Origin of the sequence: Pseudoalteromonas luteoviolacea H33-S (assembly GCF_001625695.1) — a bacterium.
GTDB lineage: Bacteria > Pseudomonadota > Gammaproteobacteria > Enterobacterales > Alteromonadaceae > Pseudoalteromonas > Pseudoalteromonas luteoviolacea_B.
This window is the reverse complement of the sequence record NZ_AUXY01000108.1, coordinates 1-11564: the sequence shown is the minus strand read 5'-3', so window position 1 is coordinate 11564 and position 11564 is coordinate 1. Positions and strand designations below refer to the sequence as shown.

At 42.4% G+C, this 11564-nt stretch carries 8 protein-coding genes and 1 CRISPR repeat array; all 8 genes read right to left on the bottom strand.

Annotation, left to right across the window (positions count from 1 at the left end):
• Window positions 1-51: 51 nt before the first annotated feature.
• Window positions 52-815: direct repeats of the CRISPR family, unit length 29 nt; unit sequence CGGTTTAGCCCCGTGCATACGGGGAAGAC.
• Window positions 816-927: 112 nt separating this feature from the next.
• Window positions 928-1236 (bottom strand): type I-E CRISPR-associated endoribonuclease Cas2e, encoded by a 309-nt coding sequence (cas2e, locus tag N477_RS21650; RefSeq protein ID WP_063364440.1) that lies wholly within the window; start codon window positions 1234-1236, stop codon window positions 928-930.
• Window positions 1233-2162, bottom strand: coding sequence for a type I-E CRISPR-associated endonuclease Cas1e (cas1e, locus tag N477_RS21645; RefSeq protein WP_063364441.1), 930 nt, complete (start codon window positions 2160-2162; stop codon window positions 1233-1235). Before cas1e ends, cas2e begins: the two co-directional genes overlap by 4 nt.
• Before the next feature lie 45 nt (window positions 2163-2207).
• Window positions 2208-2888, bottom strand: coding sequence for a type I-E CRISPR-associated protein Cas6/Cse3/CasE (cas6e, locus tag N477_RS21640; RefSeq protein ID WP_063364442.1), 681 nt, complete (start codon window positions 2886-2888; stop codon window positions 2208-2210).
• Window positions 2881-3552: a type I-E CRISPR-associated protein Cas5/CasD gene (gene cas5e, locus N477_RS21635; RefSeq protein ID WP_063364443.1), complete on the bottom strand. Its 672-nt coding sequence runs from the start codon at window positions 3550-3552 to the stop codon at window positions 2881-2883. Before cas5e ends, cas6e begins: the two co-directional genes overlap by 8 nt.
• On the bottom strand, window positions 3549-4694 hold the full coding sequence (gene cas7e, locus N477_RS21630) for a type I-E CRISPR-associated protein Cas7/Cse4/CasC (protein WP_063364444.1): 1146 nt from the start codon (window positions 4692-4694) through the stop codon (window positions 3549-3551). The genes cas5e and cas7e overlap by 4 nt, the downstream gene beginning before the upstream one ends.
• A 13-nt stretch (window positions 4695-4707) precedes the next feature.
• Window positions 4708-6786, bottom strand: coding sequence for a type I-E CRISPR-associated protein Cse1/CasA (gene casA, locus N477_RS21625; protein WP_063364445.1), 2079 nt, complete (start codon window positions 6784-6786; stop codon window positions 4708-4710).
• Between the two features lie 103 nt (window positions 6787-6889).
• Entirely contained in the window at window positions 6890-9778 is a 2889-nt protein-coding gene (locus tag N477_RS21620; protein WP_063364446.1) for a CRISPR-associated helicase/endonuclease Cas3, read from the bottom strand.
• 102 nt (window positions 9779-9880) lie between these two features.
• Window positions 9881-10711, bottom strand: a complete 831-nt coding sequence (locus N477_RS21615) for a helix-turn-helix transcriptional regulator (RefSeq protein ID WP_063364447.1) — start codon at window positions 10709-10711, stop codon at window positions 9881-9883.
• Window positions 10712-11564 lie beyond the last annotated feature (853 nt).

Genomic DNA, 11564 nt, shown 5'->3' with positions numbered 1-11564 from the left:
CGTGCATACGGGGAAGACGCATAAGTCATGGTTATAATGCCAGTGATTACCCGGTTTAGCCCCGTGCATACGGGGAAGACGTCTGGGGTCGCGAACTCAGCTAGTTCTTTAAACGGTTTAGCCCCGTGCATACGGGGAAGACGCTTTTCGTTCTTGGCCTAACTCAATTAGGCGCGGTTTAGCCCCGTGCATACGGGGAAGACATCGTATCCTACGCGCACATCAATAACGGTTTCGGTTTAGCCCCGTGCATACGGGGAAGACGCAGTGTGGGCACGTCACTCGCATTGTTACACCGGTTTAGCCCCGTGCATACGGGGAAGACAGACGATTTGTAGGCCTCATTTTGTGCTACAGCGGTTTAGCCCCGTGCATACGGGGAAGACGAACTCAAAAAAGCTATGAAGAATCATTGGAATGGTTTAGCCCCGTGCATACGGGGAAGACGGTCATTCTACGAAAAACTGGTTGCCAGTTTGCGGTTTAGCCCCGTGCATACGGGGAAGACACTCATATCAAAATCATATTCCGGCGCAAGTTCGGTTTAGCCCCGTGCATACGGGGAACACGATGGATTAAACAGCCAACCCGTGATCACAAGCCGGTTTAGCCCCGTGCATACGGGGAACACTACATCTTGAGACAGCCAAAATAAAATAGTACCGGTTTAGCCCCGTGCATACGGGGAACACGAAAATATTATGAAAAGTTCACAAGTTACCAGCCGGTTTAGCCCCGTGCATACGGGGAACACAGTGGCTAAAAGCAAACCTGCGTTGGCAGATGCGGTTTAGCCCCGTGCATACGGGGAACACTCTAAATTTATACCATTGATTTATATAAGTAAATTTAACGAATAAAAATCTACCAAAAATTTTAGGTACAATATGAGGTTTTAAATAGCCATATTTTTAAAGAGCAAAACAATTATTCATCATCAATAGAAGAGCTTTCTTGCGGTGTATATTTCACTAATCTCAGTCCGTCAAAATCAATTGGCATTCGGGCGTTTTTTCCGTAAGTGACAAAGTCAAAGCCGGACTCAGTATTAGTTGCCCATGCCATTACTACATTACCATTTTCGGCTAACTCACCGACTTGAAACCACACCATTTCTCTAACACGGCGGCTAATATCGCCCACATATACGCCCGCTCTGATTTCCAACAGCCATACAGCGAGCCTTCCTCTCAACCTAGGCGGTACTGCTTCCGTTACAACAACACACATACTCATAATGGACCACCGCTGCGATGGCCATCGTCACCAATAGATTCTGGTTCAGGTATTGCTGGAGGTTGCGCATCTTCATACGGCTCAGGAGGGTTAATGTCTCCTGCGGCCAAAACCTCTTCAATCAGGGGGATCAATCGCTGCAACACTTTGTCTTTGCGAAATGCCTCTCTGCATGCAAGCCTGACTTGGCGATCTGGCGAGTGTGGACGTTTTTTAGCTACTTTAAATGCGACGGGTACAACTGTGTCAAATTTGATGATATCGGCGATATCATATACAAAAGACAAAGGTTTTCCGGTATGTAAAAAGCCAATGGCCGGGGCATAGCCAGCAGCTAAGATCGCCGCTTCGGTCACGCCATACAAACAAGATGTAGCGGCACTAATGCACTGGTTAATAACATCTCCTTTTGCCCAATCTTTTGGATCATAACGGCGACCTTGCCAATTAACTTGATACTGATTTGCAAGTAGCTCATAAGTTTTTCGAACTCGAGCACCTTCAATGCCCCGAAGCTGATCTACACTTCGACGCTCTGGTGCAGGCTCACCAAATCTTAACTCAAACATTTTTCGCACGACCTTCAGGCGTAAGCCCTCATCCAGTGCTAACTTTGCTTGATATAACAATTTATCTGAACGGGCACCACCGGGTTGACCAGCAGAATATAGACGCACACCAGCCTCTCCAACCCAGATCAGCAAAGTACCTGTGGTTGCTGCCAACTTGACCGCAGCATGGCTCACTCGCGTACCGGGCTCCAACATAATACACACCACAGATCCCACGGGAACTAACATGCGCTCGCCGTTCACTTCATCAATCACAGCGAAAGCGCCATCACGCACATCAATCCGACCCATACCGATAAATATCATGGAGTTTCTATCTTTAATGGGGATTGGTTTTAAGGGAAGAAATGCCATTCCTTGCACTCCAAAATATCAGGCGAGCAAGCTCGCCTTTTGAAATTATGACAATGGTTTTATCAGTAACAGACCGCAGCCAAACGCTTTTGAGCGACCAATGCCTGACAACAACACCTGCTCAAGCTTTTGCACATCCGCCACTTTTGCGACACCAAAGTAGTCTAAAGTGCTTAAGTGAATGGCTTTTGAGTTATTCTTCTTCACAATTTTATGCTGCTTATAATTGTTAAACTCAATACATTGACTCAACAACTCCAAACCGCCTTGTTTTAGCTTTTTTTCTAGCCACGTTTTGGCCGCAGCATCGACAGCTTTACTCACATCCACGTTAGTTTTTTGAGCTTGCTTTTTAGCATGCATCAACACATCATGACGACGAGTTTTATCCCCTTTCAGCGTAATATCCACGGTAGGATTAGCGCGTAATGAAAACTGCACCAAGCATTCACCTGCATACTGTTTAATATCTTTACTCTTCAGGGCTTTCCAACCTTGGATCGATTTTTTTAACTGCCGCTTCGAACGAATAAACACCGTAGGCACAGGTAGCGTCATGTCCACACGAAACATAAAGTCAGCTTGAGTCAGGTCGCTTTGCTCAAAGCAGCGCCAAACCCACTGATGTTGCAGATATAAATCCTCTGGATGCAAAAAGCCAATATCTTCGCCTTGCTGCTCAGGGTCAAAATACAAGCGCGTTTCATACCAAACTTCTTCAGACATAAAGCACTTCCTCTGTATCTACTAACCCCCAACGGCTTTTCACGCATCTAAATGTGAAAGCTCTTTGGTTTAGTTCAAAACTCAATGGCACATCATGCCGCTGCTCAGTCCCTGTTTTATGCTCGCTGTCATAAATATATTTTACGGGGACATCGGCAAGCGTTTCATGCTCGACTATCATTCTGGGGGCTTGCTGCAGGGCTTCCTCTAAAGGCACATCAACGAGCGCATTACGTGGATCAACCAGAGGTATCCCCGGTAAATAAGATTTTCGACCCAAAAACTGCGGCCATACTGGATTAAGTAATGCATCGTATAACTGTTCAAGCAGCGGTTTATCACCTTCAAAACCAACCCAAAAAGCAGCATCAGCAAGATAAGCGCGATGCGACAACTGGGTATCAGGTTTTCCACCATCCGCTTTCGCCACATTAAGCGCGGTTTGATAGTCAAATGCTAAATCACCTGGTTTATCTATCCGAACGCCCATACGTAACGATGTGAGGTCTTCTAATGACTCATTGCGTTCTCGGCCAAGTGACGCACACAAAAGACCAATAACCCCACTTTTAGTAGGATCAAGCTGGGTGTTACGCAGCTCAAAGGCACTCTTTAAACCCCAAGATTGCATCGGACCTGCGAGCCGGATCAGTAATGTGCTCATTTACACTCCAAAGCACCTTGCAGTGCATCGAGCATATGCGCTTCAAGTTGAGAGATTGTGCCGCAGTCTTTACCTTGATATTCCTCTAGGTTATCAATATAGGTGCTGCGCCCTTCAAAGATAAAGCCGCTCTCACCGTACATAGACGATAACTTTTTAGCGAACATTTCTAATTTTTGTGCCGATTGCTGCTCGAGTTCTGCTTCATCAGGTTTATCAATCACCACAGCTTGCGTAAATGCATTACTTAAAGACCATGGCGCACCGTCTTTTCGTACGTTCACCTTGACATAACTCGGGGGGTTTTGTGCCGCAAAACTATTTTGTTTACCAGAGGGGACCGCTTGTACCAGTGCACGGAAAAACCCTTGAACGGCGCCAAACACTTGTTCGTTGTCATGTCCGAGATTTGCAGCCAATTTATCAATATTAATTTGCGCATAGCGGTAATAACACGCACTGTTAAAGTACACACCGCCCATCATCCCAGAGCCTTGCTCACCCGCTTGTAGCTCATCGTCCACTGCGGTGAAAAAGTCCATGGCGGGCGTTACGATATTAGTTGAAATTGCATGCGCAACCTGACACGCTGCGTCAACATTGATGTTATTGTTATCGGCGACCATACGACCAAATAGCGCAATATCTGCTGCGAAAGATTTACCACCTTTAGTAAACACATCATTCACGGATTTTGTGATAGATTTATCTAGTTTTTCTTGTTGGAGTTCGTCAAAGTGCTCTTCAGCAATCGTCTTCAACGCCGCTATTTCATTTAATCCTAAAAACAACAAATACTCAGTTTTAAATAGGTGTTTTTTTTCTTTACTTACACTCAGTTTAACCTGCTCTAACAAATTTTGTGCAACGGCCTCACTTTGCGTTTCTGACTTGCCTAAAGCCACAAAATGATCGCGAATATCAATGGCTAATTTTCGTGTACGTACGGCACGATCTCCCTGATGCGCAACAACGGCATCATTAAATACTCCATGAGTACGAATTGCACGTTTTTGACATTGACTAGAGATACGAGCTCGCTGTGAGCCACCAAATACACACGATTTTGGCGTATTTGTGTCGTCACGGTTTAAGTTACTTGGCGCAAAGTTTTGTAATAAGTGAAATTCGATAAATGACATAAGAAACTCCTTTTTAATGTGTTGTATCTGCTGAGCTTTCAAGCTCTTCCGATTGAATTGGTTTAGCCCAGTAATCTCTGGCCCATTTTAATTGAATGCGTTTGTCGTCGCTGTCCCAGTGGTAAAGGTCTTCCATCAAGGTACGGTAATCAATCGCAATGTCTTTGCTTTTGAGAATTTGTACCATTTGGCGCAGCATGTGTTTTAGCTGATCGCCCTTGGACTCTAGAAGGCATTCAAAGCGAAGGCTCATACTCGGACGTTTGCTTTCATCCGCATGACGCCATAGTGTACCTAGGCTCTTGTGGCTCGATTCTTCATAGACTTTATGATGGCTGGCAAATAACCCCGCAACATAAGCTTGCATCTCTGCACGCTCCCCCTGTTCAGACAGTAAGGGTCCTAAATACGGCATATAAGCAAGCTGTGAGCTTTTTTGAAGATCAAGAGATTTACGCAGTGCTGCCAAAATATCTCTGCGAGGAGTATCAGGGTTTCCCCATCGATATAATTCTTTTACGATTTCTTGTGTATCTTGGCTCCAGTAGACATGTCGCTGCCAAGGCCTAAGATATAATGCTTCTTCCAATTGCTGTTTAGCGAGGCTCAGTCCTTTTTGTGCCTTAACGCCACCATAACACCAACTTTTTGTTGCACCTTCAAATGCTTCCAACGCTATATTTCTACAAATCTTTACCCAATCTTCTTTGGCTTGTTTACCTTGATTGCTAAGGGCCCAAATAAACTGTTCGAATGCTCCATTTAACTTAGGCCAATAAAAGCGACTGGGGTTGATTGATTCCACCTTAGTCGTCACATCTTGTGCTCTTGCACCCTCAGGGAGTAAATGTGAAGCAAAAGTACGTACTGCACTTAACAACTGAGCATGAATGGCTTCAGCTGTTTCTAACCCTTTAAGTAAATGAGTACTAAATTGATTATGTGAGGCGCTATCTTTTTCGATCAAATTAAATGGTAAAGGTAAACGTTCCTCAAACCAACTTAAAGGGTTACCTTTGTTATTCTCCAGACCAATCAATTGACAGTTTAGCTTAAGACTTTCAATCAAATCATTATCTTCAGCCGCTATAAGTTGAATACCTGCTGGTCTTAAATCTTGAGGCTCTATACCAGTATTAATCGATTTTACATATTGAAAAAGGCACGCTGTATCCCTCCAAAATGCCCGATCAAAACCGATTGAAACAGGAAACTTTAAGCCTTTTTTATTTAGCCTGTATGCAAAATAAGGTTCTTCTGGTATTTCTTTTGGATTTGGCAGGCCTTGTGCGTAATACATCGAAGAAACATAGCCATTTTCATCTGGAAGTAAGCGGATATGACGTGACCTCCATGTAAGGTAGTCAGTTAGTCCTCGTAAGGGCCTTGGTTTAGGGGCTTCTATATCATTTTGTTCCCAGACGGGCATATCTAGTTTATGGTCAAGCCAGTCGTCATTTTTTGGCATTTGTAAGTTTAACATTAAGGTTTGAAACAAATTTTCACCTTCAACCATCACTACTGCTCCGCCTATTAAGGGGGAGTTTGCCAAATTAGGGTGTTCCCCAAACTGTATTGAGCTTCCACTTTTCCCACCGCACAAACTAAAGTATTGGCAGACTAATAAGTGCAGAGCAGTATCTCTAGGGGACAATGAAAATGTGAGCTTATCAGAGATATGATTAAATAACGTTTTATTGTTTCCACACGCAAAATCAGGAGACAATTTTTTTACAGGTATTGCCGCCCCTCCCTCTTTTGTAAAATTCGCAGTTTGGAAAAAAGGATAATGCTCTGAAAACAAATCAAATCGCGCTTCACAACGCGGCGATGACAAGTAATTGATAACTTGGCTGCCAAACTCAGCGGCTTCGAAAATCTCATCCCACTCGTCCATATCGAGATAGCCATAACTGCGATATAAAATAGCGAGCAACAAACGCTGTACTGAGGCCACAACCAGTGGTTTTTCATGGACTATCCGCTGCAACCTTGGTGCAGCTTCCAGTATAGAGATAATTGAATAATCACGGGTATGCCCCTGTTTATCCATAGCTGGTATCCAGCTTTCTTTTAGTAAATCGTATTTCATGTTCTTTCATATTCCTTATGTAAATCCATTTCTAGACAGAATGAAACCACATTAAAATGGAAACATTCCTTACTGTTTATAACTTCACATATGTAATCTAAACCTAGCTATTCACGCGATTTTTACTCACAATAAGACCCTGCTTCGGATCTAATTTAAGCTCACCTACCCCTTCAGCCTGATAGACAAGGCTCTTATCCAAGATCACGGGGGTGCAATTAAATAAAGCGGGGGAGCGCTGCCATACGCTTTTCGCTACAAATGAATACGGCCATTGTGCTTCTAGCTCTTTAAAATGGGCAACCCATTTACTGTGGGATATAGAGATCATGGATTGTTTTAAACGAGCAATATCTCTTTTTTGCAAACATTGCTTAACTTGCCATTCAATCTCATATTCTTGTTCTTGTTTGCATTCTGATAATAGAACCTCTAGTCCCTGCACACCTTGCTTATAAATGGAAAACTCGGTTACTGGAATCACGTTGCCTTCTTCAACGACGAGAAAAACCAATTGCACGCTGATGCTGGTTAAACGCGTACTGAGTACAACTTCATCATGGTCAATTTCACTATTGTTATACTTTAATAAATCCCTTACGCTCTTTTTATCCGCATCAAACATCATATTCTTAGCAAGTGTAAACTGCGTGCGTTTATCTAACCTGTATTCAAACGCTTTATCATACTCCTGCTCAAGCCATGTTACTTGCTGCTCAACATCTGCATAAACACGGTTGATCCAATTATCCATATCTCGATTAATATCAATCTCAAATGCATTCCCTTCGACATTGGCACTTTCCCATAACAAGCGCGTTGTAACAGCCAATATGTGTGATGGGTAAATAAGTACTTCACCATGACCAAACCAGTCTCCATAGTCGTTTGGAATTTTATCCATTGAAGGTAAGTAAACATTTAATCTAGGTACTTGAGTGAACTCTGACCGTACAGGGTTATTGACCTGATGACGCCAAACTCGACCAACTCGCTGTAGCAGCAAATCAATGGGGGCTATTTGAGTGAACATTTCGCATGCATCATAATCCAAGCTTTGCTCCAACACTTGGCTTCCTATCAGAATTAAGCATTTGTCTTTTACAGGTCGATTTGGGTTAATTGAGTTGTGATCCTCTGGATGTTTACCAACTAAATGTTCAATCATTTTTTCTATCGATAAACGCGTAGCCAGCGGGTATTTTGCATGAAAAGTTAAAAGCTCGATCCCACTATGAGGGACTTCACTGCAGTGACGTGCAATTAATTTCGACAGCTCCTGAACTTTAGAAACTGTATTTAAGATACATACAAATACACCTGTGCCTGCTTTCTTTGCAGTGGCTAAAACATCATCAGCCATGGTGCTCACACATTGAGTTGGCGACGTAGCATGCAACTTGATCTCATACTTACTCGGGGGGCGGCTCACAATTTCTTTTTCATAGAGATCTTTATCATCAGTAATTGTGTGGGAATGTGCTAAAGCCCCCGAGCTATATGTTGTGACTCTTGGGTATGGCTTATTTTCAACTTCAACCTCTTTTGTTACTGTTTGCCCATATGCTTTAACTAACTCAACTAACATAGTCCGAGGTAAAGTAGCCGACAGTATGATGACCCTGACTTTTAACTTAGCCATCCAATATAAAGTATTTTTAAGCAGATCTAGTTGAAAGCTTTGTAATGAGTGGACTTCATCTAGTATTAAAACCTTGTTTGCAAGGCCAAATAGCCTGACAAAATTATGTTTGTACAACATTGCTGCCATCAGAAGCTGATCAATAGTACCGACACAAACACCCGCCAATAAGCCATGCTTTTTTGACGTAAACCATTGGTTTGCTCTAACAGAAAGTGCGCTATTTTTCTCATTCGAGGAGTCAATACTGCTCAACCTTAATGCTTCATAGTTTGGTTCAAAATCAGCATTACTGTGCTTTAGATGCATTTCAACATTTTGATATCCCAACGCCTCATGTTGAAGAAATTTTAGCATGCGCTTGTATAGCTGATTCACCGTAGCCTGTGATGGCATAGCGACATACAGTCCAGAATGCCCAGCTTGGCGTATAAAATGATCTGCAAGTATCTGCGCAGCTTCTGTTTTGCCACTGCCCATACCACTTTCAATGATAGTTATCCAAGGCAGTGTCTTACTCTTTATAATTTTAAGTATTTTTTGCTGCAAAGCGTTTGGTTTAAAAGCAAACACACCTGTAAACCTAAAGGGATTATTTGTAGCGAGGATACGCTTAATGTTTAATTCATCAGCAAGCGCATTTGCTGTATGCTGCCTTTTTTCACAGACATATTCCTGCGCCTCACAATAACAAAAATGAGATTTATCTGAGCCAATCCAATCAGCAACTGAACATAAACCAGCAATGTACGAAAACCATGTCGGCGTCAAAGATTTACTATGCAAACCATTTAATAAATGAAGGTCTAAGGAAAAATAACTTACAAGCCACTCAATGGCAGTCACCTGTAATTGTTCCCAATTTTTATCACCACATGAGCCACTTTGGGCTTTATTTGCTACAAATACGCCATGATGACTGGCCACAGCAGAAATCATCACTCTGGCGGTGTTTTTATTGACAGCATATTTGTCACATAGATAGTCGTGTAGAATTACAAAACCCGCATTTCCATGTTTTGTTTCTGCGCCTTCGAAGTTGCTAAAATGATGTATATTAAACAACTTATCGATTCGCTCAACAGGAAGCTTATATTGGAAACCCGGCGTAATTTTACCAATATCATGCAATGCAATGAGCAATAAGACAATTGAAGTTGCTTCCTCTTCATCGACGCCTTCAATAGATAAAAAAGGGTCAATTATTATAGCGCGCTCTTGCTCTGCAAGCTGATTGATAATTGCTCTCGCAACAAAGGCAACATCCAGCATATGACATACGGCAGGCAACGTATTATGGTCATCTGCTTTACCCCAGAACTGAAAAATTTCACAATTAAAATCACTCACACTGCACATTCCTTGCTTTTGACGTGATTAGGTTATACCTGAAGTATTTGCACTGCAATTCTGCTAATTTAACCAGTAAAAAATTTACTAGGTTGTTGATTACTAACTATTCCAAAGCAGTTTATTGTTCCTCAATTCACGATAACATTCAGGGTCCATCACAATTTGCTGAGCTTCTGGGCTTGGGTGTTGCACATCTAAACGTAAAATACTGATCAAATAATTAAGCAGCGCCACGTTGGTTTTGAGCTGTTTTTTGTTGGCGCTCATATCAAAATCATGGGCAATGACTTGCTGAGCATAATCACTTAAACGCGGATCTGGCATGATGGTTAACGTGACTTCCTGCTGCCATGCTTCATCATCTTGTTTGTACTTTTGTGCCTTACATTTAAAGTCTGGAACAGCCGACAAAATTCGAGACAGCGAATAATCACTAAACCCTACTCCCTCACAATATGCTCTTAGGTGATATCGCAACCCCGAGTTCACTAACGTATGTGGGCGAATAATGCGTTCGGTTTCTTCACCATCTTTTATCGATTGATAGCGAATATCGAGCGCACTTTGTCGGCGACAAGCGTTTAATATGGGCCTTAAAATAGTGGGGTTGAGTTTTCTATGAGGTAAAGGGAGCGTTGCAATCGTCGAGGTACTTAAGTTGTGAACATACTGCTCACCAATTAAACTGGCATACTCGGTAAAGTCCTGGGAAATATAATTTGGTGTAAAGGGGGTTGCCAATACATAGGCTTTTTCAGACTCGTTATAATGCGCGTCAATTTGATAGCGTGCGATAAAGTCTGTTAAGTAACGCCGAGCGCTGGGTCTTGATAGTTTGAACTTATCTTGAAAAGTGCCTGTTTGGATCTCTCCTTGCCAAAATAACACCGCCTCAATATATCTAAAATATTGCTCTTCCTTAGCCTGCATAAATCACTTTTAGTAAAATTAACGTGAACAAAATGTATCAAAGCAAAGTGAGAAAGTCATTGATCCGCGACAAAAATTAGGCGCAGCACGCTATTTTTTAACTAACTCAAAGTCTGGCTTAGTCTATTCATTGAACAGCTGTTATCTGCTAAGTTAAATCATATAAACTGAAAAACAAGTTAAGTTACCAATGGATAGACTGCCAACGGATAAAATTGCTCACTTACTTGATATGATACTCACTCGTGGTTATATCTTCTTCTCATCAAATCAGTGGTACCTATTAAATACAGTTGGTTGCGTGTTTTACTTGTGGCTAACCAAAGACTGGCTTACTGCGATAGTGGGCGCACCAATTATAGGGGCATTAATAACATTACTGTTAAACATAGCTCTTTTTTTCTTAGGCTTGTTATGTGTCTGTTTTCTTGTGTTGTTACTCGCTGTATTCACCTTAATAAATACCATTTTTCACAAACCTGTCAGTGAGAATCGATCTCGATTTCCATGATGCTCGGTTAACAGGGAAATTGTGTTTACAGGTTTTACTAATGGCCTCTCATCGAAAAAACCAATGGTTTCCGAGGCAAGCTCGGAATGACGGAGGTGAGAATATGCAGATTTGTGGGTAAGCACCACCAAAGCTGCCTTTACAATGCCCTCTATTCGCCGTCATCCTGATGAAAACTAGGATCTAATTTTGTTCTTGTTGGCCCAAAAATTTATCCGAATACATCAAACCACCTGTGGTGATGTAGAAACTTTTTAACAGTAAAGCTAAGCCGCTCCCCATGCGTGGAGCTCGGTTACATCGGTCATCCATGACCTCACATCTTCGCGCTGCGAAACTTCG

Bases quoted from the DNA above. Each gene is read 5' to 3' on its own strand.
- cas5e (WP_063364443.1), bottom strand. From the start codon at position 3,552: ATGAGCACATTACTGATCCGGCTCGCAGGTCCGATGCAATCTTGGGGT.
- cas6e (WP_063364442.1), bottom strand. From the start codon at position 2,888: ATGTCTGAAGAAGTTTGGTATGAAACGCGCTTGTATTTTGACCCTGAG.
- cas1e (WP_063364441.1), bottom strand. From the start codon at position 2,162: ATGGCATTTCTTCCCTTAAAACCAATCCCCATTAAAGATAGAAACTCC.
- cas7e (WP_063364444.1), bottom strand. From the start codon at position 4,694: ATGTCATTTATCGAATTTCACTTATTACAAAACTTTGCGCCAAGTAAC.
- cas2e (WP_063364440.1), bottom strand. From the start codon at position 1,236: ATGAGTATGTGTGTTGTTGTAACGGAAGCAGTACCGCCTAGGTTGAGA.
- N477_RS21615 (WP_063364447.1), bottom strand. From the start codon at position 10,711: ATGCAGGCTAAGGAAGAGCAATATTTTAGATATATTGAGGCGGTGTTA.
- casA (WP_063364445.1), bottom strand. From the start codon at position 6,786: ATGAAATACGATTTACTAAAAGAAAGCTGGATACCAGCTATGGATAAA.